The organism is Pseudomonas baetica, from assembly GCF_051216495.1.
Classification (GTDB): domain Bacteria; phylum Pseudomonadota; class Gammaproteobacteria; order Pseudomonadales; family Pseudomonadaceae; genus Aquipseudomonas; species Aquipseudomonas baetica_B.
In genome coordinates, this window is the sequence record NZ_JBPKAM010000008.1 from 61,847 (window position 1) to 88,148 (window position 26,302).

Annotated in this window: 20 protein-coding genes; 6 read left to right on the plus strand and 14 right to left on the minus strand. The window is 60.4% G+C overall.

The annotated features are described in order from the left end of the window. Window positions 1–123: 123 nt before the first annotated feature. The 4 genes from ACSFE6_RS05425 to ACSFE6_RS05440 form a co-directional block, all read right to left on the minus strand. A complete protein-coding gene (locus tag ACSFE6_RS05425) occupies window positions 124–492 on the minus strand; it encodes a hypothetical protein (protein WP_435426631.1) in 369 nt (122 codons plus the stop codon). 17 nt (window positions 493–509) lie between these two features. Beyond that, on the minus strand, window positions 510–1,922 hold the full coding sequence (locus ACSFE6_RS05430; RefSeq protein WP_435426632.1) for a PAAR domain-containing protein: 1,413 nt from the start codon (window positions 1,920–1,922) through the stop codon (window positions 510–512). Then, window positions 1,919–2,419, minus strand: a complete 501-nt coding sequence (locus ACSFE6_RS05435) for a hypothetical protein (protein ID WP_435426633.1) — start codon at window positions 2,417–2,419, stop codon at window positions 1,919–1,921. The genes ACSFE6_RS05430 and ACSFE6_RS05435 overlap by 4 nt, the downstream gene beginning before the upstream one ends. A 315-nt stretch (window positions 2,420–2,734) precedes the next feature. Beyond that, complete coding sequence (locus ACSFE6_RS05440; RefSeq protein WP_435426634.1) at window positions 2,735–3,094, minus strand: DUF6124 family protein; 360 nt, start codon at window positions 3,092–3,094, stop codon at window positions 2,735–2,737. A 583-nt stretch (window positions 3,095–3,677) separates the two neighbouring features. Here ACSFE6_RS05440 and ACSFE6_RS05445 point away from each other — a divergent pair. Beyond that, a complete protein-coding gene (locus ACSFE6_RS05445; protein WP_435426635.1) occupies window positions 3,678–4,346 on the plus strand; it encodes an isochorismatase family protein in 669 nt (222 codons plus the stop codon). A 409-nt stretch (window positions 4,347–4,755) separates the two neighbouring features. Here ACSFE6_RS05445 and pseH read toward each other — a convergent pair whose 3' ends face one another. Further along, complete coding sequence (gene pseH, locus ACSFE6_RS05450) at window positions 4,756–5,310, minus strand: UDP-4-amino-4,6-dideoxy-N-acetyl-beta-L-altrosamine N-acetyltransferase (protein ID WP_435426662.1); 555 nt, start codon at window positions 5,308–5,310, stop codon at window positions 4,756–4,758. 504 nt (window positions 5,311–5,814) lie between these two features. Here pseH and ACSFE6_RS05455 point away from each other — a divergent pair. From ACSFE6_RS05455 to ACSFE6_RS05470, 4 genes are read left to right on the plus strand one after another with little or no spacing between them, the layout of a single operon-like run. Beyond that, entirely contained in the window at window positions 5,815–6,861 is a 1,047-nt protein-coding gene (locus ACSFE6_RS05455; protein ID WP_435426636.1) for a LacI family DNA-binding transcriptional regulator, read from the plus strand. Window positions 6,862–6,919: 58 nt separating this feature from the next. Continuing rightward, on the plus strand, window positions 6,920–8,203 hold the full coding sequence (gene hisD / locus ACSFE6_RS05460; protein WP_435426637.1) for a histidinol dehydrogenase: 1,284 nt from the start codon (window positions 6,920–6,922) through the stop codon (window positions 8,201–8,203). A 3-nt stretch (window positions 8,204–8,206) separates the two neighbouring features. Next, entirely contained in the window at window positions 8,207–8,647 is a 441-nt protein-coding gene (locus tag ACSFE6_RS05465; protein WP_435426638.1) for an acyl-CoA thioesterase, read from the plus strand. Beyond that, the gene (locus ACSFE6_RS05470) at window positions 8,644–10,227 is read left to right on the plus strand and encodes an arylsulfatase (RefSeq protein ID WP_435426639.1); all 1,584 of its coding nucleotides are present in this window, start codon (window positions 8,644–8,646) and stop codon (window positions 10,225–10,227) included. The genes ACSFE6_RS05465 and ACSFE6_RS05470 overlap by 4 nt, the downstream gene beginning before the upstream one ends. 218 nt (window positions 10,228–10,445) lie before the next feature. On the opposite strand, the gene ACSFE6_RS05475 is transcribed toward ACSFE6_RS05470, so the two are convergent. From ACSFE6_RS05475 to ACSFE6_RS05510, 8 genes are all read right to left on the minus strand, one after another. After that, window positions 10,446–13,139, minus strand: a complete 2,694-nt coding sequence (locus ACSFE6_RS05475) for a LuxR C-terminal-related transcriptional regulator (RefSeq protein WP_435426640.1) — start codon at window positions 13,137–13,139, stop codon at window positions 10,446–10,448. Window positions 13,140–13,443: 304 nt separating this feature from the next. Next, entirely contained in the window at window positions 13,444–15,012 is a 1,569-nt protein-coding gene (locus ACSFE6_RS05480; protein ID WP_435426641.1) for a long-chain-fatty-acid--CoA ligase, read from the minus strand. Window positions 15,013–15,189: 177 nt separating this feature from the next. After that, complete coding sequence (locus tag ACSFE6_RS05485; RefSeq protein WP_435426642.1) at window positions 15,190–16,341, minus strand: acyl-CoA dehydrogenase family protein; 1,152 nt, start codon at window positions 16,339–16,341, stop codon at window positions 15,190–15,192. Between the two features lie 19 nt (window positions 16,342–16,360). Then, entirely contained in the window at window positions 16,361–17,191 is an 831-nt protein-coding gene (locus ACSFE6_RS05490; protein ID WP_435426643.1) for an SDR family NAD(P)-dependent oxidoreductase, read from the minus strand. Between the two features lie 61 nt (window positions 17,192–17,252). Further along, the gene (locus ACSFE6_RS05495; protein ID WP_435426644.1) at window positions 17,253–17,687 is read right to left on the minus strand and encodes a MaoC/PaaZ C-terminal domain-containing protein; all 435 of its coding nucleotides are present in this window, start codon (window positions 17,685–17,687) and stop codon (window positions 17,253–17,255) included. Between the two features lie 10 nt (window positions 17,688–17,697). After that, window positions 17,698–18,138 (minus strand): MaoC family dehydratase N-terminal domain-containing protein, encoded by a 441-nt coding sequence (locus ACSFE6_RS05500; protein ID WP_435426645.1) that lies wholly within the window; start codon window positions 18,136–18,138, stop codon window positions 17,698–17,700. A gap of 65 nt (window positions 18,139–18,203) precedes the next feature. Then, window positions 18,204–19,391 (minus strand): lipid-transfer protein, encoded by a 1,188-nt coding sequence (locus tag ACSFE6_RS05505; protein ID WP_435426646.1) that lies wholly within the window; start codon window positions 19,389–19,391, stop codon window positions 18,204–18,206. A gap of 255 nt (window positions 19,392–19,646) precedes the next feature. Then, window positions 19,647–20,774, minus strand: coding sequence for a CaiB/BaiF CoA transferase family protein (locus tag ACSFE6_RS05510; RefSeq protein WP_435426647.1), 1,128 nt, complete (start codon window positions 20,772–20,774; stop codon window positions 19,647–19,649). Between the two features lie 286 nt (window positions 20,775–21,060). Here ACSFE6_RS05510 and ACSFE6_RS05515 point away from each other — a divergent pair, with 286 nt between their 5' ends. Further along, window positions 21,061–23,796, plus strand: coding sequence for a LuxR C-terminal-related transcriptional regulator (locus ACSFE6_RS05515; RefSeq protein ID WP_435426648.1), 2,736 nt, complete (start codon window positions 21,061–21,063; stop codon window positions 23,794–23,796). Window positions 23,797–23,802: 6 nt separating this feature from the next. Here the strand turns inward: ACSFE6_RS05515 and ACSFE6_RS05520 are convergent, their stop codons facing one another. Then, window positions 23,803–26,274, minus strand: a complete 2,472-nt coding sequence (locus tag ACSFE6_RS05520) for a LuxR C-terminal-related transcriptional regulator (RefSeq protein ID WP_435426649.1) — start codon at window positions 26,272–26,274, stop codon at window positions 23,803–23,805. Window positions 26,275–26,302 lie beyond the last annotated feature (28 nt).

The following is a 26,302-nucleotide window of genomic DNA, read 5'->3' on the forward strand; positions in this document are numbered from 1 at the left end:
TCACAGCAAAAATCTAAGTTCGCACCTTGAATTTTGCGCCACCTCCGTGAGGTGGGGAGGCCGGCCAGATGATTCTCAGATTTATTGTCCGGAAAATAAATCTGTCCCCTTTACGAACACAAATCACTCCAACATCATCAACCCATATGCAATCAGTCCCCAAACAGCAATACCAACCAGCATCACTGCTTTGATTTTCAAAAGACGCTTTAGATGAGGGGGAAAGTTATTAATATCCTCGGGATCCAATTCACCAATGCGGACTGAAGCCCTTGGCATCGTCACCATCCCGGCGATTTTTGCTATCAACAGGAAGCCCCCAAACCACCCCAGCTTTCTCAAGCCTGGCCCCCAAGTGTGGACATAACGACTATTTTTCAAAGCCTCAAGCATGGCGTCAAGGTAACGCCATCTGAGGTACAGACTGTATGCACTACTTGCAATGGCCAGAAAAATCGGACCGGCCAAAAGCCAAAAAGCTAGCCAGGACATCCAAAAATCCTTTCCCATCATGGCTGGTTTTTTTCGTACAAAATTTCACCCATTAACTCACCGCCATCACCCATATAAGTCGTACCCACCCATGCTCCAGCACCTATCAAAGTTGCGGCGCAGACAACTCCCCCAACGCCTGTAGAGACGCCAAGCGCCAGACAGATAGGTCCACTCAAATATTTACCTATCTCTATACCCGCAACGCCACCAAAGGTGGACCCGACAAACTTTCCTCCCTCTGTAAACCTCACCTTCTCGCAAGCAGCTTTTGAGTCGCTATTACATACCGCCTGAATACTCAGTAACGAAGAAATTCCACCAATTCCAATCCCGATGTACCCTCCAGCCTGCATGTACTTCGCCGCGCGACTCGTCGCATCCACATGAGTGGCATATCCGGGTATCTGGCCCGGTGCGCCGGCCTTGTCCCAGCGATGCACAAGACTACGACTGGAAATGCCAAGCGCCGTCTTCAGCTTGGGATGATCACCCAAGGTCGTCTGGCCACGCAGGCGTGTGGAGTTCAGCAGGTGCGCATCCAGTTGTGCGAGCAAGCGTTGTCTATCGGCGAAGAACTGCGGTGATCTGAGATGGCCGTGTTGGCGGTAGCTGTCCTGAAGTAAACGCTCCATCGCTTGCAGGGTGTCACGCAGGCTGGTCAGGTGTTTTTCCATCACCGCCGCGCTGACGCCAAGCCAAGTCGAGGTATCGCCGATAAAACTGGCGATTTCAGGCGCGTGGCGGTGCATGAACTCAGCCTCGTCCGGCGTCAACGGATCAAGGGCTGCCTTGACCTGCTGCGCGGCCTGCATCAATTGCGCTTCCTGGTATGTGCAGGAGGTGTTTTTCGGATCGCTCAGCACGATCAATGAGCCGGCTTTGATGTTGTCTGACGCTGGATTAAGTGCTCTAAACTTGCGCATCACGGCAGCATCGGGCGCGGCGAAAAGCGTTGCCTCCAGGGCTTCGCGGGGCATGCTTTTTGGCACGACGTAGAAGCCGGGCTCCTCAGCCTGCGCGCTGTCGAATATCGGAGGTACCGGATGACTCACCGGATTGAAACCGGTTTGCCCACTCGTCACCGACCGGCTGCTTACCGTGGGTTCTACTGGTGAAGCGATCCCCCTTGCCACTGGCGCTGCAGACATCTCAGTGCGGTAACCGGCCGAAAATACCGACGGAATCAGTTCCGCTTTGCAGGGACAACCGCTACGGCTATCCAGCGTGCCAGCCACGGCTTTGCCGTTGCTGATCATGTGCGCAATGCCACCTACGATCGTGTACGTCTTGCCGTCCTTGCCACAGGTGACTCGATCACCCTCATGGGCACGGGCGACTCCGTGCATTATGGCGTGAATATCGCCATCCAGGACCTTGCCACCGCAGGTGGTCTTGTCATCCTTGCCAATGAAATAGCCTTTGGTCATGGAGTTTCTTCTCCCTCGGGAGAGGGCAGAAAATCCTCTGCCATCGAGTCACCTTCGCGCACGACGAACAAGCCAATATCTTGCGGCGTATTGATGATTTCATCGCCGTTGCTGAGGCGGCTGCCAACCAGCGCCAGATAACTGTTTCCTTCCCCGGCAGTGGTTACGATCCACGCCGTACTGCCATTGCCATAAGTGACGACATCGCCTTTCTGTGCTGCGCGTACTTTCCGACCGCAACCCAACGTTATTTCCAGCGGCGCCGTCCCCTGCTGGATCACGCCACCGTCACGGGTCTGGCTGCCTTCGGTGGCGAATCGGTAAATGGCGCGAGGGGGATGATTTCTAAAGTACGCCTGCTGTTCATGAATGATTGCCCAAGCTTCTTCGCGAAACTGCGCAATTTGCTCCTCGGAGAAAGGCACGTTATCCAAACTGCGGAGCAATTCAGGTGAGACTTCATTGGTATAAAAAATAGGGTGCAGGGAGGCATTCATTCGCAACGTCCTTATTGTCATCAATCTGAAAAGCCCTTCACTTCCCACTCAGTACAGGCACTGAGCAGAGGGAGCATCGAGGCGACGATGAATAAGACGACGAAACGTTTGACTCCAACAATCCATACGGTTGGACCATCAGGTGCGATCAGGAAGATTCTGCAAGGCAATAAAGCCGATTCCTACATAACAATCCGACGGGCCGGCCGAATCCTTTACAACGCCTATCCAATTCCTACAGCCCTCTGGCGCGAGGTGCCGCGAGGGACACCCATTAGTCGACTATCAGCACGTACTAATGAATGCCCCTGTCACCTACTCAACAGGATCAATCTGATCCAACACCCGATTCGCCGTGATCTCCGCCAGCATCACGCTGTTGGAAATCCCCAACAGCGCATTGCGCGAACCACCGTCCAGGTGATCCACCAACTGATGAACCATCACATCCACCGAGGCCAGCGTCTCGACCAGATAAACCATTAGGGTCTCGATCGTAGTCTCTGGATTGACGGTAAACAGAGTGCTGGGCGTACGCGGCGCGGCCTTGATATCGGCCGTCGAGGGGAAATGGAAATCGAGGGCTCGCTCGGCGGCCTCGTTGAGTTTGTTTGAATCGGGTTCGTAGGGGGAAGTCCGATCGGCGTCCGGGGGGTTGGGTGTGACTTTGAACATTAACTAACTCCTCAAATGGAGCCTTCACACATCGCTGCTAAACGAGGGGTGGCGGCTGTGCGCAGGTTAGCAGACCGGGGAGTTAGCAAAACCGGCGCGCCCGAGGGCGCCCTGCGCACAGCCACCATCAAGTGCAGGGATATAAATACCTGACTGAGGGAAGCGTTATGCACCTCACTAACAAGCACGGGCTGCTAAACCCGATCACTGATGGGCAGTGACGCGAATCAAGTTACCGAGCAGCCCCAAGGCGCACAAGCCGGCGGATTCTGGCGTACCCGTAGGCGAAGACGCAAGGTTTTGTAGCCCTCATCACGTAACCACGAGTGCTTTTAAACAAGCGACTTCGGGTTATGTTTAATGAGTGAGTGAATTCTTCTTACACGGGGTGGAATCTTGGGAAATTGAGAAAGCGTCTGGCGTAGTCGTCGTAAATGGTACGGACGACGTGGGCGCTTGATCAGTCCGCTTTCGGCCCAGAAGGTATCCACCCGCCTAGCCAATCTCGATGGTCTATGATTGATCAGCCCCATCACACCGGTGGGGTACATCGGCGTCAATCCTGAACCTACGAGGTAACATCATGGCTACCCTCAATGGAATGCTAGACCCGAATGATGCAGTCATTTTGCTAATTGATCATCAGAGCGGTTTGTTCAACACCGTTCGTGATCTACCGATTCCCGACCTTCGCAACTACGTAATCGCTATCGCGAAGACTGCCACGCTGCTGAACATCCCTGTGATTACCACCGCATCCGTGCCCGATGGTCCCAATGGACCACTGATACCGGAAATCCATGAGTATGCTCCCCACGCGGTGTATGTGCCGCGCACCGGGCAAATCAACACCTGGGACAATCCTTTGTTTGTGAAGGAAGTCGAAAAGACGGGGCGCAAGACACTGATCATCGCCGGCACGCTGACCAGCGTCTGTATGGCTTTTCCTGCGGTAAGCGCGGTGCAGGCGGGTTACAAGGCCTATTGCGTCGTTGATGCTTCTGGAAACTGGAGCAAGCTTGCAACCGACACCACAATCGCCCGGGTCGCACAGGCCGGAGCGATTCCTACCGATACCTTCGCGATCGTCGCTGAATTGATGCAAACCTGGAATCGTCCTGAGGGTTCGCGCTTCGCTGAAATCCTTGCCGATCACGTGTGCCCGGAATACAAGTGCTTGATGGAGAGCTATGGCAAAGCTCAGGCTGTCGTCAAGGATGGGCCGGAGACTCATCTCGACAAATATCGGTAACAGCATTCGGTCGATTGGCAATAAGAGGTATTACCGACCGATATTTAAGAAAATCGATCATACAGATGGGCGCTTCGGCGCCCATTTTTTCTGCTAAAAACTACCTGAATCTAGCGCCTGTAAGAGCCGAGAACTTCACCCTGTTCGCGCCCTAGTCAGGCTCGGACTTATCAGCTTCCTCGTTTTAAATCCTTATATAAGATTAATTTCGGTTTTCGGCTCTTGGCCTAAACCGAATGTACGTGGGGCGGACGGGCGTATGGCTGGGGTCGATCAGGGGAGTTGCTTATCTGTAGGCGGATGACCGCGCATCTAGAGGGCATGGGTAAGGAATGCTGCGCCGAACGCTTCTCCAGTAACTCATAGGGATCCCGAGTAGCGTTTTCGCACTCGTAAACATCGAGCAGCTTCATGGCTTACGCTTTAGCCGTAGGATGAGTGGTTCGACCGAAGGCCTATGGGTAAGCCATTCCTCTTTAGTAATCCCCAGCAGCACCACGTCGATCCGCTTGCCGTCCTTGAGAATATTTTTCCTGCGAACACCTTCGATGGTAAACCCAAATTTCTGGTGCATTTTTACTACGGCGGGGTTTGTTTCAAGGACTTCGCAGTTCAGCTTGTCCAGGCCGGCCTCACCAAATGCGTAGTCAAGCATCCAGAATTCTACCAAGCTGCCAAGCCCTTTGCCTTGCAGTCCTGCATCCAGGTAGAAAGCCCAATCAGCAGTCTTTTGTGTGGCGTTAATGGCGTTTAGCGAAACAACACCAACCGCCTTGTCCTCATGCATTACGACAAAGACAGACTGGCGTGAATTGCCATGGAGGGACTTCAGCCAGTTTTCGTGCTCATGGGGAGAGATCTCATGAGCCGTGTACATGTATTTGCGCACGTCTTCCTGGTTTCTAAGAAGACGTATATCTGCCTGGGCTTCAGGGCTTGCTTCAACTAAAGGACAAAAAAACATGCGATCTCCATATTGCAGTGTTGCTAGCGTGACCAGAACGGCTGGGACCATGCGTGATTGCCTAGGTCTCTGCAACGTGCGCTGCAGGTGCGAGCGGGCGATCAGGGGCCGTGGAGCCAAAGGCTAGGCTAGCTGTTCCGGCGATGGAATCTGAGTGTTCTGGATCAGTTCAGCGCCTTCATTGCGGGCATTTTCCACCCATTTGCTGACAAGGTGCCACTCAAAGTCGGCCAGAGCAGGCGGTCTACCCGGCTCGAAATTGCGCACTCTACACGTCCGGGTGAGGCAAACCTGACAATCGAGCACAAAAAATCACGTAAGCCTCTGCAGCAGGACCATTTCCTCCCCTGCCCCTTGAGCCGGCAAAATCAACTGCCTGCCCGTACCCGGATGACCACCAACCCCACTCTCTTCGAGGGGTACTGACGTCCAACCCGCGTCGATAGCATTCGGTCAATCAGTGCACACGTTTGCACACCATTGAACGCGACCGGAGCACAGGACATGACGCGCGACAGCACTGCCGGGGAAGCATCTGCCCAGCGAAGCACCACGGGTGTCGAGCGTGTCACCGCCAGGGACCTCGCACAGCGTCTCGGAGTCGCCACTTCCACCGTCACCCGCGCCTTCGATGCGCACTCACGCATCTCCGCCAAATCGCGTGAACGCATCCTGGCCATGGCCGATGAGCTAGGGTATCGCCCCAGTGCCATCGCCCGTTCGCTGAACCAGCGCCGGACCGGCATCGTTGCGTTGGTGGTGGGCGATATGGCCAACCCGTTCTATCCCGCGCTCCTTGAGGAGTTCTCCCTGAAACTGCGGCAGACCGGCCGGCAATTGCTGCTGTTCGTAGTGCCGCCGGGGGGCGATGCGGACGAAATGATGCCGCACCTGTTGCAGTACCAGGTCGATGCCATCGTGGTCACGGCGGCGCGGCTGTCTTCACACATGGCCGATCTGTGTGCGCGCCAGGGTGTTGCGGTGGTGTTCATGAACCGTCGGGTCGAGGACCCGAGCGTCAGGTCCGTGTGCTGCGACAACCAGCGCATGGCTGCCGAGATCGCCGAGTACCTGGTGGGGCAACAGCGTCGGGCCTGTGCCTTTGTGTCCGGCGACCCAAGCATTTCCACTACGGCTGACCGCTTGCGTGGCTTCGAACAGGGTCTGGCGAGGCACGGCCTGAACCTGATGGCGCGTGTCCAGGGCGGGTACACCTATGAAGGCGGGCGTGAGGCGGCGGCTCGGCTTTTCAGCGCCGGACAACCTGTCATCGACGCGGTGTTCTGCGCCAACGACGTGATGGCCCTCGGTGTACTGAGTCATCTGCGGATGAACACACACCTGCGCGTGCCCGAAGACGTCGCCGTGGTCGGCTTCGACGATATCCGCGCCGCGGCCTGGCCGGAGAACGACCTGACCACCGTGCACCAGCCCGTCAGCCAGATGATCGATTGCGCCATACGTTTGCTCGGCGAAGGTCGCCCGGATGCCGGCGTCATCCAGGCGCTGCACGAGCTCCCCGGTCGACTGGTGATTCGCTCCTCCGCGTAGCGCTTCGCCCCCATAAAAAACCACAAAAACAATCGTGCAATCCGAAGGAGAGGTTCCCGTGATCCAACAGCTCAAAAAAGGCCAATCGGCCCAGGCCAAAGCGAGCAATCAAGCCCAGGTGCGCTTCACTGTGGAAAACATCCTCGCCGACATCGAACAGCGCGGAGATGCGGCGGTGCGCGAGTACTCGGAGAAGTTCGACCAGTGGGCACCCGACAGCCTGCGCCTGACCCAGGAGCAGATCGACGCGTGCATCGCCAGCCTGCCCCGACAGACCCTGGATGACATCCGGTTCGCCCAGGCGCAGATCCGTCGCTTCGCGCAGATCCAAAGGGATTCGATGCACGACGTCAAGGTCGAAACCTTGCCCGGCGTCGTGCTCGGTCATCGCCACATCCCGGTCAATTCGGTGGGCTGCTACATTCCCGGCGGCAAGTACCCGTTGATTGCCAGCGCGCACATGAGCGTGCTCACGGCCAAGGTTGCCGGGGTCAAACGGGTGATTGCCAGCGCCCCGCCCTTCGAAGGCAAGCCATGCCCCGAGATCGTGGCCGCCATGCACCTGGCCGGCGCTGACGAGATCTACTGCCTTGGCGGCGTGCAAGCCGTGGCCGCCATGGCCATCGGTACCGAGAGCATCGTCGGCGTGGACATGATCGTCGGCCCGGGCAACGCCTATGTGGCCGAGGCCAAGCGGCAGCTGTTCGGCCGCGTTGGCATCGATCTGTTCGCCGGCCCGACCGAAACCCTGGTGATCTGCGACGACACCGTGGATGCCGAACTGGTCGCCGTCGACTTGCTGGGCCAGGCCGAGCACGGCCCCACCTCCCCCGCCTATTGCGTGACCACCAGCCAAAAAATCGCCGAGGAACTGCCGGCCGCCATCGAGCGGGTTCTAGCGCGCCTGGACACCGCGCCGGTGGCCAGCGTGGCGTGGAATGACTTCGGTGAGATCTACCTGTGCGACACCGACGAAGAGGCCCTGGAGGTTGCCGAACGCCTGTGCTCCGAACATGTGCAGGTGATGACCCGCGACCCGGACTGGTACCACGAGCGCATGACCCGCTACGGGGCGTTGTTCCTCGGCCATCGCACCAATGTCAGCTATGGCGACAAGGTGATTGGCACCAACCACACGCTGCCGACCATGGGTGCCGGCCGTTACACCGGCGGGCTGTGGGTCGGCAAGTTCATCAAGACCCACACCTACCAGCGCGTGCTGACCGACGAAGCGAGCGTGATGATTGGCGAGTATTGCTCGCGGTTGTGCGGTTACGAACACATGTCCGGCCACAAAGAGCAGGCGGACATCCGCGTGCGTCGCCTGAAGCAGGAGGCCTGAATCATGAGCAAGCCCGTACCCCATAAGCGCAACGCCTATCGCTACCTGCGCGATATCACCACGCGCTGGATGGACAATGACGTCTACGGTCACGTCAACAACGTCATCTACTACAGCTGGTTCGACACCGTGGTCAACGGCTGGTTGCTGGAGAAAAACCTGCTCGACTTCGAGCAGTGCCCGACGGTCGGGCTGGTGGTCGATACCCATTGCAGCTACTTCTCGTCCATTGCCTTCCCCGACCTGGTGCGCGCCGGCCTGCGCGTGGCCAGCCTGGGCACGTCCAGCGTGCGCTATGAAGTCGGTCTGTTCGCCAACGACAACACCGAAGCATCGGCACAGGGGCATTTCGTCCACGTGTACGTCGACCGAGTGACGCGCCGGCCGGTGCCACTACCCGAGCCGTTGCGCCGGGCACTGGAGCGCATCGAGGTGGCCTCATGAAGAACTTCAAGAGGATCGTCATGGCTTGCGTCATGTTGGCCGCGCCACTGACACAGGCCCAGACCGCCAAACCGAACATTCTGGTGATCTGGGGCGACGACATCGGCTGGCAGAACGTGAGTGCCTACGGCATGGGCACCATGGGCTACACCACGCCGAACATCGACCAGATCGGCATGGAGGGCATCCGCTTCACCGATCACTACGGCCAGCCCTCCTGCACCGCTGGCCGAGCGGCGTTCATCACCGGCCAGTATCCGATTCGCTCCGGCATGACCACCGTGGGCCAACCGGGCGACAAGCTCGGCCTGCAAGCCGCCTCCCCCAGCCTCGCCGAAGTCTTGAAAGTAGCCGGTTACCGCACCGGCCAGTTCGGCAAGAACCACCTGGGAGACAACAACCCCAACCTGCCGACGGTGCATGGCTTCGACGAGTTTTTCGGCAACCTGTACCACCTCAATACCGAGGAGCAGAGCGAGTACACGGACTACCAGAACTTCGCCAACCAGTATCCCGGCGGCCCGCAGGCCTATGCGAAAAAATTCGCCACCCGTGGCGTGCTGCACAGTTTCGCCACCGACAAGGACGACCCGACGGTCGACCCACGCTTCGGCGTGGTCGGCAAACAGACCATCGAGGACACCGGGCCGCTGACGACAAAGCGCATGGAAGACTTCGACGGTGCGGAAGTGATCCCCCATGCCATGGACTTCATACGCAGGGCCAAGGGCGACGACAAACCCTTCTTCGTCTGGCTCAACACCAGCCGCATGCACCTCTACACCCATCTCAACGATAAATGGAAACATGCCGCCGCGTCTTACACTCACGAAGACGACATGCAAGGCAGCGGCATGCTGCAACACGACCACGACATCGGTCAGGTGCTCGACTTCCTCAAGCAGAATGGCCTCGATAAAAACACTATCGTCTGGTACTCCACCGACAACGGCCCGGAACACTCCTCCTGGCCCCACGGCGCCACCACGCCTTTCCGTGGAGAGAAGATGACCACCTATGAAGGCGGCGTGCGCGTGCCCTCGATGCTGCGTTGGCCCGGGATGATCCAGCCCGGACAGATCAAGAATGGCATCCAGGCGCACCAGGACATGTTCACCAGCCTGGCAGCGGCAGCCGGCGTGCCGGACGTGGTCGAGCGCATGAAGCAACAGAAGAAGCAGTACATCGACGGGGTCAACAACCTCGACTACTGGACCGGCAAGTCACCGCAAAGCGCCCGCACCAGCCTGTTCTATTACATCGAGAGCAAACTCACCGCCGTGCGCATGGGCCCCTGGAAGATGCACTTCTCGACCAAGGAGGACTACTACGCGCCGATCAAACCGCTGTTTGCGCCGTTGATGTTCAACCTGCGCAGCGACCCGTTCGAGAGCTACGACAGCAATGACTCTTACGGGCACATGATCCAGAAGTCGTCATGGATCTCCGGCCCCATGGGCGAACTGATCGGCGCCCACCTCAAGACCCTGGCTGACTACCCTCCGGTGCAGGCGGCCAAGTCGTTCGACCGGTCGAACATGGTGCAGGATTTCTTGAAGAGTCAGCAGAAAACCCCCTAAGCGGACACCCCTCCAGCATCAACGGTGCCGGACAGGACGCCATCGCGGGCAAGCCCGCTCCCACGGGGTTATGTGCCGTTCACAACCTACGCAAACGACACGAAACCTGTGGGAGCGGGCTTGCCCGCGATGAGGCCATGTCAGTCAACCTCCTTGTGCAATGATCCACCATCGCGAGCAGGCTCGCTCCTACAAGGATTGGGGGACATCCGCACAAATCAGGTCTGTTCCCCCGCCCGTCTTTTGCGCGCAACGACAATCGCGTCATACCGGCTCGAAACGCCAAATTTGAAGAAAATGTTCTTCAGGTTCCACTTCACCGTTTGCAAGCTGAGGTTCAAGGCCAGGGCTATGCGCTTGTTGGACATCGACTGCTCCAGCAAGTCAATGATGTCCTGTTCGCGCCGGGTCAACGCCACCTGCTCATGGGCCGATTCAATCATCGCCGATGAACCGCTATCCGCTTCGACAGGCACTAGCGCCGGTGCTTCCCGGACCAGCTTGCGGTAGTAGCCGCCCAGCACCTCGTCCTCTGCAAGATCGAGCTTGGGTAACAGGTACTGGAAGGCCTGGCCTTCATCCAGAAAAGTGCGCACCAGGCCCAACCGATAACCCGTGGCGACCGCCGAGCGCAATGACGCCAGGGCTTCGGTGTGGCGTTCCAGTTCATCCAGGGCAAAAGTGCGGAGCAGTTCGACCTTGACCCGCCATTGTCCCCGGCCAAGCTCGCAAGCGTGGCGCTCGGCAACATCCAACGCCTGCAACGTCGCTTCCGGTTGTCGTCGGGCCAATGCCAGGCGCGCCTTCGACAAGGCCGCCAGGGTCATGATTTCGGTATCGCACGACGACGCGCCACGATGGTTTTGCGCCTGGTCATCCAGCAACACCTGCAACGTCTCGGTATGACGCCAGTCGCCGCACTTCAAGGAAATGCGCACCTGTTCATCGAGCATCCTGGCTGTCCCGCGATCCAGCCCCAGGGTGCGAAAATGTTCTTCTTTACGGGCCAGGTACTCCAGGGCGCTACGCGGCGAATCCTGCAGATCTAGCAGGCGTGCATGGCACAGTGCGGCCGCGATCATGTAGCCCGGCGCTGAGAAACGCAGAATGTCGAGACGGTTGGCGAGCACCTCGCGCACCTCATCAAGACGGTCAAGTTCATAAAACACCTCGGCCATGATCGTCGCGCTGCCACAGGCGCTGACCGAGCGCCGCCCGTGTTCGGCTTCGGCCTGGGCCAACACCGGGGAGCCCATTCGCTCGGCTTCCAGCACCTTGCCTTCGAGCATGACGTTGGTGGTCATGGCGGTCAGGCCCATCAACGCCATTTCATCGTTGCTGTTACGCAGGCAACGCCCGGAGGGCCCGTTGAACAGGCTGCGGGCTTCGGTATGACGACCGGCAAGCCCCAGGCAAGTGATTGTCATGCCGACGCGCACCTGTTCCAGAAAGGGATGACCGGTGGGCTGATCGACCGGCAATTCCAACAGCGCCAGGCAACTGCTTTCATCATCCTTGTGCATGGCGAGCGACGCCTTCAACAGCTGGACCTGATACGCCCATTGCGGTGCTTGCGGCACGCTTTCAAAAGCCGTTATCCAGGCCTGCGCCTTGCGGGTGAGTACCGTGAGCAATGCCCCCCAGATCCCCAACAGCATCAACGACGGATGACGGGTCAATGCCTGCAAGGGCACCTGTTCCAGCCAGCGCATGAACTGACTCAGGTGACTCACGCTGCGATACGACGGCTGTACGCGCTCCAGCAACTGCACGACCACCGTGAAATCCTCGCAATGCAGCCCATGGCGAAGTGACTCGGGCACCAGCCCCGCTTGTTCGAACCATATCGCCGCACGCCTGTGCAGTTGCGCAATGTCGGCACCGCCGGCCTGCAAGCGTTGGGTGAGAAACTCGACGAACAGCGGATGCAGGCGGTACCACTGGTGCTGGCCCGACAGGTCGACCGGCTGGATGAACAGGTTGCGTTCTTCCACCGCGGCAATCAATTGCGCCGCCCGCGAGGCGCCCGTGACATGGGCGGCGACCTCGGCATTGAAGCGTCTGAGGATGGAGATTTTCTGCAGGAAGTCGAACAGTTCCGTTGGCAAGTCCGCGACCACGTCTTCGGACAAATAGGCTCTGAGGGCGGCGCTGTCCGGCAGCAGTACCGTACCTTTGACGCCTTTTTTCGGGTTGGCCTTCAAGGCAATGGACATCAGTTGCAAACCGATCGGCCATCCATCGGTCAGGTCGTGGATGGCGTGGGCGGCGTCCAGGTCCACGCCCTGGTCCAGGTGCGACTTGAGAAAGGCCAGCGACTCCGTGAAGTCGAACGACAGCCCTTCGCCATTGACTTCGCACAGCTCGCCCATGGCCCGCAGACGCCCCAGCAGCAGAGGTGGCGTACTGCGCGATGCCAGCACCACATGCAGGTGATGCGGGGCGCCATCGATCAGCGCCTGCATCAACTGGGCGATGCGCACGTCCGCCGCATGCTGGAAATCATCGAGCATGATGTACAGCTCCCGGTTCACCCGGGCCAGCGCGTTGATCAACAGCGATGCCATTGATGGAGCGCTGATGGCTTCCGGTCCGGCCAACAGCAACAGGTCGCCATCCAGGGGCAGGCCTGCTTGCCGCAACGCCCCCAGCAGACTCACGCAAAACGACTCCAGCGTGGCATCGTCCGGCGACACCGACAGCCAGGCGACCTGATCGCCGTTTTTTATCAACTGCTGGCGCCACTGCGTCATCAGCGTGGTTTTGCCGAAGCCTGCGCTACCAGTCACCAGTTGCAAGCGACTGTGTCGGTCACGCTGCAGTTTGGCCAGCAACTGTTCGCGGGCCACGGCCTGGCTGCCGATGCGTGGTGGCGTGAACCGGGTGGTGGTCAGTAATGTATGGGTGTTCATGTATGCGTACTCGGATCAGGCGGTACTGAGCACACCGCAGGCCCAGAACGGTTATAGCCATGAGTGTCGCCCCTCATGGCTCGCGACACGCACAAGGCTAGCCAGAATCAGGCGTCCGACCTATCGCTCGAACGAATGAGTTTTGATTGACGCTTGCACAAATCAGAGGACAACACGCTTTCCTGCAGGAGCGAGCATGCTCGCGATGAACGTCAACGATAACGTGTGCTACCTGAATGATCGCGTTGTCTGGACGTTTTTCGCGAGCAGGCTCGCTCCTACAGGGGAACGCGTGCATTTGTGGTCAGGCGATATTGCGCCCACGGTTCGCCCAATAGGGTTGGCGCAGTTCGTTCTTGAGAATTTTGCCCACGGTTGAAAGCGGCAGAGCTTGGCGGAATTCGACACTACGCGGGCATTTGTAGCCGGCAATGCGCGTACGGCAATGGTCAACGATGTCCTCTTCGGTTACCACGGCGTCAGGCTTGAGCACGATCACAGCATGCACCGTTTCGCCCCATTTCTCGCAAGGAATACCGATGACCGCGCTTTGCGCCACGGCCGGATGGCTGGCGAGGGCATTTTCCACTTCGGCGGAATAGATGTTTTCACCGCCGCTGACGATCATGTCCTTGAGACGATCGACGATGTACACGAACCCTTCCTGATCCATGTAGGCGCCATCACCGGTGTGCATCCAGCCGTCCTTGAGGACTTCTGCCGTGGCGGCGGGATTGTTCCAATAACCGAGCATCACGTTCGGGCCACGCACCACGATTTCGCCGACGGTGCCGCGCGGCACTTCCCGGCCCTCGTTGTCGACGATTTTCAGTTCGACGCAACTGATCGCCCGCCCGGCCGAGTACATCTTGCCGCTGACCTGGTGCTCGGCACTGTGATACTGCGCATCCAGCATCGTGCCGCCGGTGGTCAGCTCAGTCATGCCATAACCCTGGAAAAACCGCGCGGTGGTAAATGCCTGGCAGGCGCGGTCCAGCAACACGGGGGAGATCGGCGAGGCGCCGTAGATGATGTTTTTGATCGAACTCAGGTCCAGCGCGCTCAGGGCCGGTTTTGCGTCACGCGCATCCAGCATCATCTGGATCATGGTCGGCGCCAGCATGGCATCGGTCACGCCTTCCTGGCTGATCAATTCCAGCGCGGCTTCACCGCTGAACGCCGGTATCACCACGTGGGTTCCGCCACAGATGAACATGCCATACATACCGGAAAAATCAGCCAGATGGAACATCGGCATCGCATGCAGGAACTTTGCCTCGCTGCCATAAAAACCCTTGCTCAGGCTGGCCAGCGCGGCGTACGCCAGGTTGTCATGGCTGATCATGACGCCCTTGGGGAAACCGGTGGTGCCACCGGTGTAGAAAATGCCGAGCAAGGCATCGCCGCCACGACGCACGTCATCGATGGCATCGGCCTCGGCCAGCAGGGTTTCGTAGGAGAGCATGCCGTCCGGTGTCTCGTGGTCGCCGGCATAGATCACGTGACGAAGGGTTTTGGCTTGCCGGGCAATCGTCGCACCCATGTCGCTGAAGGTGTCGTCGACGATGAGGAGCGTCGATTGCGAATCGTCCAGGGAATAGACGATTTCCATCACGCTCCAGCGGGTGTTGACCGGGTTGAGTACCCCGTCCGCCCAAGGGACACCCAGGCTGTACTCGATGTAGCGCTGGGAGTTGCGCGACAGCATGGCAACACAATCACCGCTCGCCAGACCGAGCTTTTTCAGCGCACCGGCCAGACGGGCAACCCGTTCGCCGAGGGCGGCAAACGTCAGGCTGTGCCCCAGGTAACGGATGGCGGTGGCATCGGGGCGCTGCTGCATGTGTCGGTGCAACCCTTGGGTGATGTACATCTGAGCCTCCAAATCTTGTTGTTATAAGTAAAGCAGCTGCCTTTTATCGTGCGGCAAAGCCCCCTGTAGGAGCGAGCATGCTCGCGATGGACGACAGAACACCGTGTTTAGACTGAATGAATGCGTTTTCGTTAACGACCATCGCGAGCAAGCTCGCTCCTACAAAGAGCAAAGCCTTTAGAGCGAACGCCCCACCAGCTCACGCTGGATTTCGTTGGCACCACCGTAAATGCGCGCAACGCGAGCGTCGGCGAACATCCGCGCAATCGGATACTCATTCATGTAACCGAAACCGCCGAAGAACTGCAGGCAGCGATCCATGACTTCACCTTGACGCTCGGTCAGCCAGAACTTGCCCATCGACGCCGTGGTGGTGTCCAGGGTGCCATCGACCCAGCGCTGGATAATCAGGTCGCCGAAGGTGCGCGCCGCCGTGACCGTGGCCTTCACATCCGCCAGGGTAAAGCGGGTGTTCTGGAAGTCCAGAATCGCCTTGCCGAAGGCCTTGCGCTCCTTGGTGTACTCGACGGTCAGCGCCAGGGCCCGCTCCATGGCGGTAACGGCCTGGATGGAGATTTCCGCGCGCTCATAAGGCAACTGCTGCATCAGTTGATAGAAGCCCTGCCCTTCGACGCCGCCCAACAGGCAATCGGCCGGCACTTCGCACTCGTCGAAGAACATCTCCGAAGTGTCCTGACCCGGCAGACCGATCTTGTCCAGGCACTGGCCACGGACGAAGCCTGGTGTCTTGGTATCGACGATGAACAGCGAGATGCCTTTGGAACCCTTGGCCTCCAGGTCGGTTTTGGCGATGACCACCACCATGTCGCTGTTCTGGCCATTGCTGATAAAGGTCTTCGAGCCGCTGATGACGTACTTGTCGCCCTTCTTCACTGCGCGGGTGCGCACGCCTTGCAGGTCGGAACCGGTGCCGGGCTCGGTCATGGCGATGGAGGTGATGCACTCGCCGGAGGCGATTTTCGGCAGCCACTGCTGCTTCTGCGCTTCGGTGCCGCTGGCGAGGATGTAGTGTCCGACGATGTGGTTGATGCTTAGCGCGATGCTCATCACACCGGCATAGGTCAGCTCTTCCATGGCCACGGCATAGTGCGCCGGGGTGCCATCGGCGCCGCCGTACTCCGACGGCATGTCGGGCAGGATCATGCCCATCTCGCCGCAAGCCAGCCAGGCCGCACGGTCGGAGCGGTGTTGCTCGCGCCACTTGTCTTCCTGGGGTACCAGCTGCTCGCGCACGAAGCGGCGAATGCTGTCACGGAAGGCGCCAAGGTCTTCGTCCATCCAGGGGGATGTGTAGTTTTCCAGTTGCATGACAAATCTCCTTAAGGGATCAGACGGTGCCGAGGCCGCCGCCGCAGACCAGGACCTGGCCGGACACGTAATCGGACTCCGGGATGCAGAACAGATACACGGCGCCGGCCGCTTCGTCCGGCGTGCCAGGACGTCCCAGCGGACACATCTGCTTGCCCGCCTCGATCGCCGCGGCCTGAATGCCGACCTTGATCTCGCGACCCTCGATGTTGACGGTCTTGCTCGCGTCGCCGGCCAGTGCCTGGGTCATGCGGGTTTCGATGTGACCGTAGGCCACGGCGTTGACGTTCACCTTGTGGCGCCCCCACTCCTTGGACATGGTTTTGGTCATGCCCAGGATCCCGGCCTTGGCCGTGGAGTAGTTGGCTTGCCCGGCGTTACCGGCGGCGGCGATGGAGGAGATGTTCACCACCTTGCGATGCACGATGCGCCCCTCGGCCGCCTCGGCCTTGGCGGCGGCGCTGATCACCGGGTAAGCCGCGCGCAGGATGCGGAACGGTGCAGTCAGGTGGCAGTCGATGATCGCGTACCACTGCTCGTCCGACATCTTCTGGATGACGTTGTCCCAGGTGTAACCGGCGTTGTTGACGATGATGTCGATGCCGCCGTAGTTGTCGACTGCGGTCTTGGTGAAGCGGTCGGCGAAATCGACCGCGGTGACGCTGCCGATGCAAGCCACGGCATCACCACCGAGGGCGCGGATCTCGGCCACCACTTCTTCGGCCGGACCGGCATCGAGGTCGTTGACCACCACACGGGCGCCATCGGCGGCCAGTTTCAAGGCGACACTGCGCCCGATGCCGCGACCGGAACCGGTCACCAGCGCTACTTTGCCTTCAAGCTTTTTCATCATTCGATACCTGTAGTTCTTGTTGTGTGTTTGTGAATGGAAACCGGGGTTCAATCGGTAATCAGTTCAACGTCACCACCGCTTCGCCCACCAGCTTGTCTTCGCCAAACTGATTGCTGCACTTGATCTCAAGCCGCACGAAGCGCTCGCCATTGGCTTCGAATTTCTGCACCACCCTTCCTGTCAGGTGTGGGATATGTCCGATCTGGGTGATGCCGGTGAAACGCACCGCGAGCTTGCAAATCTGCGGTTGCGGCACCCAAGCGGTCAGCAGCCGGCCGAGGTAGGCCGCCGACAGCATGCCGTGGGCGAACACGTCTGGAACCCGTGCCTTGCGGGCGAAATCGATGTCGATGTGAATCTCGTTGTGATCACCCGATGCGCCGGCATAGAGCGCCAGCATCGTGCGGTTGATCGGGCGCAGCTTCATCAGCGGCACCTCATCGCCTTCCTGGACATCGCTGAACTGCGGGCCGGTTTTTGGGAGTTGGGACATGGCTTTTTCCTCAGCGCTGCACGAGCGAAGAACGAAGATCGGCAATGTGTTCGCCGTCCTGGTTGGTCACGCGGGTTTCCTGCACCACAAACTGCAGCGCCCCGCCCTTCTTCTCGTACACATCGGCGATACGCGTTTCGAACGTCAGCACATCACCGGCAAACGCCATGCGGTGATAGTTGAATTCCTGCTCGGCATGGAGGATGCGGCCCAGGTCGAAGCCCATGATGTCTTCGACGATGGCCTGTGGGTTGCGCCCTTCGCTTTCCAGGCACAGCAGGAACGTCGGCGGTACCGGCAGTGCCTTGTATCCGGCTGCCTTTGCCGCGGCGTCTTCGGTGTAGACCGGGTCGGTCTCGCCAATGGCCTTGGCGAAAAACCGCAGACGGCCCTTTTCCACTTCAGTGGTGGTGATGCCAAGGGAACGGCCGATCAGACTTTTGTCTGCCATTTCAATTGATTCCTGTCCGTTATCAGGTCCTCGCGCACCCGTCGGGCACGCGAACCGGGGTGCGATCAGCCGCGACCGAAAAGCGTGACGACACCGGCGCCGCCAAGGCCCAGGTTGTGCTGCAACGCGTGGTGCAAACCTTCGACCTGACGCGCGCCAGCGGTCCCGCGCAACTGATGGGTCAGCTCGAAGCACTGCGCCAAACCGGTGGCACCCAGCGGATGGCCCTTGGAAAGCAGGCCACCGGACGGGTTGATCACCACTTGGCCGCCGTAGGTGTTATCGCCATCCATCACGAATTTTTCGCCACCGCCCTCCGGACAGAAACCGAGGCCTTCGTAGGTCAGCAGTTCGTTGTGGGCGAAACAGTCGTGCAGCTCGCAGACACGGATGTCCTCGGGGCCCACACCGGCTTTTTCGTAGACTTCGTTGGCCGCCTGACGGGTCATGCCCACGCCAACGACACTGATCATCGACGGTGGCTCGAAGGCGTCCGGTTTGTCGGTGGCCAGTGCCTGGGCGAGGATGGTCACGTCGGTACGCAGACCATGCTTCTTGGCAAAACGCTCGGATACGATGATCGCCGCCGCGCCGCCACAGGTCGGCGGACACGCCATCAGCCGGGTCATCACCCCTTCCCAGACCACCTGATCGGCCATCACTTCTTCGGTGGTGACGACTTTGCGGAACACGGCCAACGGGTTGTTGGCAGCATGACGACTGGCCTTGGCGCGGATCGCGGCGAAGGTTTGCATTTTGGTGCCGTACTTCTCCATGTGCTCCTTGCCGGCGCCACCGAAGAACATCAGCGCACCGGGCATGCCGACCCCTTCAGGGAACGCGGCGGCGGAGGCATCGAAGCCCTTGCCCATGGTCAGGGGACGGTCGGTCCAGAAGTTCTTCAGGGCACCTGGCTGCATCTGCTCAAAGCCGAATGCCAGCGCGCAATCGACCGCACCGCTTTCCACGGCCTGGCGCGCCAGGTACAAGGCGGTCGAACCGCTGGCGCAGTTGTTGTTGACGTTGATCACCGGAATCCCGGTCATGCCGACTTCGTACAACGCCGACTGCCCGCAGGTGGAATCGCCGTAGACATAACCGGCGTAGGCCTGCTGTACCAGCTCATAACCGATACCGGCATCCTGCAGCGCCTGGCGTACCGCCTGCGCGCCCATCTCGACGTAAGACCCGCTGGCGCCAGGCTTGGCAAACTGAATCATGCCGACGCCGGCAATATAGGTTTTCTGTGACATCACGTTCTCCCCGGGTTGATTGACGGAGCCTCGGTCTTCTCATGGCTTTGCGACTCCATGACGCCATGGTTGCGTACCAACCCTCGGCCTGTATCCCGCTCACAGGGAGTGGGATGGGGTGGGTTATTGCTGCCTGAACACCCAATATGTAGGAGCGAGCTTGCTCGCGAAAAACTCTAGAGCGCCGCTGGGCATCTGGTTTACGCGCTATCGTTCACGACCATCGCGAGCGAGCTCGCTCCTACAGGTGGAGCATCAGGCAATCGCGCCGGCGGTGCGCAGTTCATCGATTCGCGCCTGGTCCAGTCCCAGCTCGCGAAGAATGTCGATCGTGTGCTCACCGTTTTTCACCACAACCCCCGCCGTTGCCGGCGTGCGGCTCAGCCGCGGAGCCGGTGCGGGATGGGTCACGCCGTCGGTTTGCATGAAGGTGCCCCGGGCCTGATGGTGCGGATGTTCAAGGGCTTCGTTGAAGTCCAGCACCGGGGCGAAACAGACATCGGTGCCGTCCAGCAACTCGCACCACTGGTCGCGGGTGCGGGTGAGGAACATCGCTTCGAGTTTGCCGCGCAACACTGGCCATTGTTTGCGATCCCACTGGCGTTCGAACGCCGGGTCATCAATCTGGCAGAGTTCCATCAGCAGCCGGTAGAACTGCGGTTCGATGGCGCCGATCGAGACAAAGCCACCGTCGGCACAGGCGTAGCAACCATAAAACGGCGCGCCGCCATCGAAGATGTTTTCCCCGCGACCACGCCACTCCCCGCTTTGCTTGAACTCGTAATACATGGTGCTCAGTAACGCGGCGCCATCGGAAATGGCCGCGTCCACCACCTGCCCTTTGCCTGACTTCTGCGCTTCCAGCAGCGCACTGACGATGCCGAACGCGAGGAACATCGCGCCACCGCCCATGTCGCCCGCCAGGTGCAGCGGCGGCGTCGGCTCGCGATCGGCATGGCCCATGGCGTGCAACGCACCGGTGATGGCGAGGTAGTTGAGATCGTGACCGGCAACGGTTGCCAGCGGCCCGGTCTGGCCCCACCCGGTCATACGCCCGTACACCAGCCGCGGATTGCGTTGCAGGCACGGCTCCGGCCCCAGCCCCAGGCGCTCCATGACACCCGGCCGAAAGCCCTCGACCAGCACGTCGGCGCCTTCGATCAATTGCAGCAAGACCTCAACCGAACCGGGCTTGCGCGGGTCGATTGCCAGACTGCGGCGCCCCCGGCTGATCACGCTGCCATCGCCATTGAGGAAGCCCGATACCAACCGGTCGATCCGAATCACTTCGGCGCCCATGTCGGCCAGCAACATGGTGGCGAACGGCGCCGGCCCGATCGCGTTCATTTCGACTACCTTCACACCTGCCAGAGGTCCTGCCATCGCTTATCTCTCTCATTGTTGGATGCATGACTGCAGCGCAAGCAATCGGCTTGCAGCGCGCAACAGGCTATCCAGCCCGGCAGGTCGGACAATCGCTCAAACGAGTGAAGTTCCGGTCTTGCCACGACACAGGGGCGTGGCAATATGCGTCGGACAAGAATTGCGAAAATAAAAACTGTAGGAGCGAGCTTGCTCGCGATAGCGGACTGTCAGGCAACGCAGATGTTGACTGTGCAATCGCCATCGCGAGCAGGCTCGCTCCCACAGAGGCCCGCTGGAGAAATACATGCCTGATCGCCCGGACCTGTTGGCCCGCCTGACCCTCGTTCCGCCCCTGAGTGACGCGCTGGATGAGCAAACGACGGCGGCGGGCAGTCCTGATGCGAAGCCTCATGCATCGCGCATCCACCCGGAGAAGTTTCGGGTGCCCGGCGCGGCGCCCAGCCATCTGCTGCGCGAACATCTCCTGGATCGCATGGACGCTCCCGGCGCTACGCGGCTTGTCCTGATCGAAGCCGCGGCGGGCTTCGGTAAAACCACCTTGCTGCGCCAGTATCGGGACCGTTGCCTGGCCCACGGGCGCCAGGTGTCGTGGTTGACACTGGATGCCGCCGACAATGAACTGCGACGTCTGACGGCTCACCTTCACGTCGCCCTGCAGGCAATGAGTGCCGGCAACGGGAATCCGGTCGACTTCCGCCCGCAAGCGCTGCTCGACACACTGGTCGCGCTCAACCAACCCTTCGCGATTTTTCTCGACGACTTTGAAACCCTCGAATCCGCCCCGGCACTTGATTTCGTGCGGCAATTGCTGACGGCCCTGCCGCCCTGCGGTTTGCTGGTCATCGCGTCAAGAACCACGCCGGACATCGCGCTGGGCCGCTTGCGCGCCCACGGACAAGTGCGCGACATCACCACCGACGCCCTGCGCATGAGCCTTGGCGAGACTACGACCTTCCTCCGTGAACAGTGCGGTTTGTCACTTGAAGACGCCGAGATCGCCACGTTGCAGCAACGCACCGAAGGCTGGATCACCGCGCTTTACCTGAGCACGCTGTCGCTGCGAGGACGCACGGGCACGGCCGGTTTCGTCGCGTCACTGTCCGGGGCCAATATGGACCTGGCCGATTACCTGGCCGAGGACATTCTCGGGCGCCAGACGGAGCATTGCCGGCAGTTCCTGCTCAATAGCAGCGTCCTCGAGCGCTTCAGTGCCGCATTGTGCGATGCCGTGACCGAACGAAACGACAGTCAGGCCATGATCGACGCCTTGCAACGGGCCAATCTGTTCATTCAGCCGGTGGACGAACAACAACGCTGGTTCCGCTATCACCCGTTGTTCGCCGACTTCCTGCGGCGTGCACTCGAACGCCATGTTCCCGGGCAGGCCGAAAAGCTCCATGGGCGGGCTGCCCGCTGGTACCTGTCGCAGCATCAACCGGCGGCCGCCATCAAGCATTTTCTGCTGGCGGGTGACCCTGACAGCGCGATCCAGCACATCGACCGGCATCTGGATGCGTTCATCGATGCCGGTCGGCTGCGGTTGCTGCGCCGCTGGTTCGAACAGCTGCCCGATCATCGGTTGGACCCCTACCCCCGGCTCGTCCTGGCCCATGCCTGGACACTGGTGCTCGATCGTCGCTACAGGGACGCCATGCACATCATTGAGCGCCATGGCGCCGATCAGCAAACCGACACGATTCGCTGCCTGCTACAGGTATTCACCGACCAGATCGACGCCGCCTATGCCACCGCGCTGACGCAAATTGAACGCACATCGCCAGAGGACGCCTTGCAATACGGCATGATCGCCACGACGCTGACGTATTGCATGGTCGCGACCGGCCGGCATGAACAGGCCCGAACCCTGTTGACGCAGATGGTCAGCCCGGGCGTGCAGACTCGCTCTACGATCGTCGACAGCATCGTTATCTGCATCGAGTGCATCCTTGACCTGATCCAGGGGCGACTGCAAAGCGTTGTCGCCCGCCTGCAAGCGGCCAGCGAAGACCAGGCTCGAAGACCCGCAGGCAAATGGACAGCCGGCAAGCCTTCACTGGATATCCAGCGGGCGCTGGCGGCGTATGAGAAGGACGCGCTTGTGGACGCCCGGCAGTTGCTCAGTGCCATTCCCCCTCATGCACTCGACACCGGCGGGCCGGACCCGATGATCGTTCGCCATGTATTGCTGGCCCGCATCGCCTGGCAACAAGGTGAGCGCGCTGCGTGGGTGCAACAGTTGGCTGAACTGGAACAATGGGGACGGCGCAGCGGTTCGCTACGCATGCACTGTGCGGCGTGGCTGGAGCGCGCCCGGGTCGCCACGCTGGAAAACCGTCTGGATGCCGCTGCGCACGCCCTGCATAACGCTGATCTGGCGGGCAACTGGGATCGTCCCGACCTGTTGCTGTACAGCTGCGATACCGATACGCCGTTCATCGCCCGCCAGCGACTGCGCATTTTCAAGGGTGAACACGATGGCGCTGCAGCGGCCCTGCAATCGGCCATTACCGAGGCCCTGGCCCGTCAGCAGCACCGACGGGCGCTGAAACTGCGCTTGCTGCACGCCCTGGCGCAGGAAGGCCTGGGACGCCACAAAGCGGCACTGGACAGCCTCACCCCGGCCTTGCGCCTGGCCAGCGAGGAAGGTTTTATCCGTACCTTTCTCGATGAAGGCCCGAGCCTGGCCAAACTGCTCCAACGCTGGGCCGTGTCCTTCAAGGCTCAGTGCAAAAGCCTGGGCGTCGCCCCGGAGTTCCTGACCGATCTGCTGCAACGCAGCGCCACGCAGGGCACCCACATCGAGGCCGAGGCCGAAGAAGCCGAGGCTGCGCTGACCACCCGTGAGTTCCATGTCATCCGATTGCTGGCCGCCGGTAACCGCAACCGGGCCATCGCCGAGCAGATGCACTTGTCCGAGCACACGGTCAAAACCCACTTGCGTAACATCAGCGCGAAACTCGGTGCCCAGAGTCGCACCGAAGTGGTCGCCATCGCCCGTGCCAAAGGACTGCTCGATTGATGACGATCAAGCCAGAACGCCCATCGCCTTGGCTCGCATCACCGCCTGAGTGCGACGCTTGACCCCCAGCTTGTGGTTGATGTGCACGGTGTGGGCCTTGACGGTGTTGAGCGAAATAAACAGCTGATTGCTGATTTCCTGATTGGACAAGCCTTGCGCCACCAACTCCAGCACGCACACCTCCCTCGGCGTCAGGTCCAGCCCGGGTCGGGAGCTGACAACAGCTTCTTGCCGCTGGCTGGCCAACCGATCCAGGGGCGCCCGCACAACAACAGATGGCAAACCGGACTCAGCGTCGATCCGTACCAATGCGGCCTGCACCTCCCGGATCAAACTGCCGAAGCGTCGGCGTTCGCAGTCGGCCAGCAGCGTCTCCAGGCGCTGGCGCGCCACTTCGATTTGACCGGTGCCCTGCTCACCCAGGGCAACCATCAGTTCGATGCGTTGGTGCAACGACGGCGCGTGCAGTGGTGGCAGCTGCGGTGTCTCCCCCCGGACGCGGGCCCGGGCCGCCAGCGCCATCGGCAACATCCGCATCCACGCCCCTTGCCGTGCCAGCAAGCGCAGGTGCTGATAGTCGATGATCGCCTGATAACAGTTTTCCTTGATCCTTGCGCACTGCATGACCCGCGTCGCCGCGCTCAAGTGAACCTGTGCCTGTTCAAAGTCACCGCGACAGGCCTGCACTTCGGACAAGCCGATCAACGCATGCAAGGTGTAGGGATCGCCACTTTCCGTGCCGCACTCAAGGGCCACGCCCAGTGCCTGTTCGCTGGCATCCAGCTCACCGCGCAGCAGGTATAACTCGCCCTGCAACAGGTGCAAGCGGCCAAGCAGCAAGCTGTGCCGGCCACTCAACCGGGTGATCATCTGCAAGCATTCCTCGACCAGCACCTCGGCTTCCAGCCACTCGCCACCGAGGATCAACTGACGGATGCGATCGGCATTGATCAATACTTCGCTGGCCAGGCACCCATGATGGCGCGCCAGGGCCAGGCAGGCCTGCAACAAGCGTTCGGCCTGCCCGGTCTCGCCGGCGGCCATCGACACCCGGGCCAGCGTGGAATAGCACAGGAAGGACGACTGCCAATCGCGTAACTCCAGGTATTGCAGGGCAGATTCGCAATGTTCGAATGCACCTTCAGCGTTCCCCAGCAACCCCTGCAACGTGCCCTCCAGCGCCTGCCAGTTGGCCAGAATGCGTACGTTGATCGATGCCTTTGGCTGCGGGGAAATCCTCGCCAGTCGAGCGATGCACGCCTGGGCTTCATCCAGCCGCCAACTGCTGAGTAGTGCCCTGGCATTCATGTAGATCAGGTTAGGCGTGCACTCCAGCAACCGCAACGGCAAACGGGCGCGCCAGTCGAGCCAGGTGAACAGGTTGCGCTCGATCAACAGCCAATCCAGCGTCAGGCGCTCCATGTAGCAGGCCGCCACATCCACATAACCGATGGACAGCGCCAGCTCGATGGCCTCGTCGACAAACCCGTCATTGCACAGCACGCGACAGGCGCTCAGGCGCAACTGACTTACGCCGGCAGCGTGCAATTCGCCCTGAAGTGCCTGGGCCACGGCGGGCAGCAGGCCGTACCAGTGCGCATCGCTGTCCAGCGACACGAAAAACGATTGCGATTGCAGCAGCCGGCGGAAAACACTGGCGGCATCGATGTCCGGCCAAAGCTGCTGGCACAAGGTCGTAGACACCCTTGGCAAATGCGCAATCCCCAGCAAAAGCTTGCGCTCATCGGCCTCCACCCGCGCCAGGAGCTCACCCCCCAGGTAATCGCGCATCCACAACTCCCCCGCCCGCTCATGACGGCCCGCGCCGTTGAGCAGCAGGAAAGTGCCGGCGCACCAGCCGTGGGTCTGGCGCCACAATTTGTTGCGCGCTGCAGGGTCGGCGGTCGGCGCCAGCCACTCGACCACTTGCTCGAACTCCTGGCGGTCAAAGGCCAATTGCCCGGCATCGAGTTCAAGTAATTGCCCTTCGAGCAGCAATCGCGCCAGTTTCCAGTTCGGCCGTTGCCGGCAACTGACCCAGAGCTTGGCCTGCCCTGGCGAGCGCAGCAACCGGTCGATCCAGCCATCGAGTTCAGGACAGGGTTGGGCCGGATAGTCATCCAGCACCAGCCACCAGGCGTCTTGGCTGCGCTCAAGCCACGCCAGCAAGGTAAACGGATCACGGGTGTCAGGTGCCTCGACGTTAAGCTCCGTGGCCAGTCGCCCACAGAATTGCGCCAGCGTCAGCGGTTGCCCTTCCAGATCCAGCCACACGCACCGCTCAGGCTGGCGTTGACGCACGCACTCATTGAGCAACACCGTTTTGCCATAGCCCGCCGGCGCACACAGCAGATGCAAACGCCGGGTGCTGGCGAGCAGCTCGTCGAGCAGTCGCCGCCGCGGCAGGTGATTCGCCCCTCTTGAGGTGCGCGCGCCCAGGGCTCTGGTTTCATCCCGGCGCGTCATTGAAAGGAGCATGGGCCCGCAGCCCTCCTGAAATCGAACA

Bases quoted from the DNA above. Each gene is read 5' to 3' on its own strand.
- ACSFE6_RS05485 (WP_435426642.1), bottom strand. From the start codon at position 16,341: ATGCAACTGGAAAACTACACATCCCCCTGGATGGACGAAGACCTTGGC.
- ACSFE6_RS05510 (WP_435426647.1), bottom strand. From the start codon at position 20,774: ATGGCAGGACCTCTGGCAGGTGTGAAGGTAGTCGAAATGAACGCGATC.
- ACSFE6_RS05435 (WP_435426633.1), bottom strand. From the start codon at position 2,419: ATGAATGCCTCCCTGCACCCTATTTTTTATACCAATGAAGTCTCACCT.
- ACSFE6_RS05480 (WP_435426641.1), bottom strand. From the start codon at position 15,012: ATGTACATCACCCAAGGGTTGCACCGACACATGCAGCAGCGCCCCGAT.
- ACSFE6_RS05490 (WP_435426643.1), bottom strand. From the start codon at position 17,191: ATGAAAAAGCTTGAAGGCAAAGTAGCGCTGGTGACCGGTTCCGGTCGC.
- pseH (WP_435426662.1), bottom strand. From the start codon at position 5,310: ATGTTTTTTTGTCCTTTAGTTGAAGCAAGCCCTGAAGCCCAGGCAGAT.
- ACSFE6_RS05445 (WP_435426635.1), top strand. From the start codon at position 3,678: ATGGCTACCCTCAATGGAATGCTAGACCCGAATGATGCAGTCATTTTG.
- ACSFE6_RS05505 (WP_435426646.1), bottom strand. From the start codon at position 19,391: ATGTCACAGAAAACCTATATTGCCGGCGTCGGCATGATTCAGTTTGCC.
- ACSFE6_RS05475 (WP_435426640.1), bottom strand. From the start codon at position 13,139: ATGAACACCCATACATTACTGACCACCACCCGGTTCACGCCACCACGC.
- ACSFE6_RS05500 (WP_435426645.1), bottom strand. From the start codon at position 18,138: ATGGCAGACAAAAGTCTGATCGGCCGTTCCCTTGGCATCACCACCACT.
- ACSFE6_RS05470 (WP_435426639.1), top strand. From the start codon at position 8,644: ATGAAGAACTTCAAGAGGATCGTCATGGCTTGCGTCATGTTGGCCGCG.
- ACSFE6_RS05520 (WP_435426649.1), bottom strand. From the start codon at position 26,274: ATGCTCCTTTCAATGACGCGCCGGGATGAAACCAGAGCCCTGGGCGCG.
- ACSFE6_RS05465 (WP_435426638.1), top strand. From the start codon at position 8,207: ATGAGCAAGCCCGTACCCCATAAGCGCAACGCCTATCGCTACCTGCGC.
- ACSFE6_RS05440 (WP_435426634.1), bottom strand. From the start codon at position 3,094: ATGTTCAAAGTCACACCCAACCCCCCGGACGCCGATCGGACTTCCCCC.
- ACSFE6_RS05430 (WP_435426632.1), bottom strand. From the start codon at position 1,922: ATGACCAAAGGCTATTTCATTGGCAAGGATGACAAGACCACCTGCGGT.
- ACSFE6_RS05425 (WP_435426631.1), bottom strand. From the start codon at position 492: ATGTCCTGGCTAGCTTTTTGGCTTTTGGCCGGTCCGATTTTTCTGGCC.
- ACSFE6_RS05455 (WP_435426636.1), top strand. From the start codon at position 5,815: ATGACGCGCGACAGCACTGCCGGGGAAGCATCTGCCCAGCGAAGCACC.
- ACSFE6_RS05495 (WP_435426644.1), bottom strand. From the start codon at position 17,687: ATGTCCCAACTCCCAAAAACCGGCCCGCAGTTCAGCGATGTCCAGGAA.
- ACSFE6_RS05515 (WP_435426648.1), top strand. From the start codon at position 21,061: ATGCCTGATCGCCCGGACCTGTTGGCCCGCCTGACCCTCGTTCCGCCC.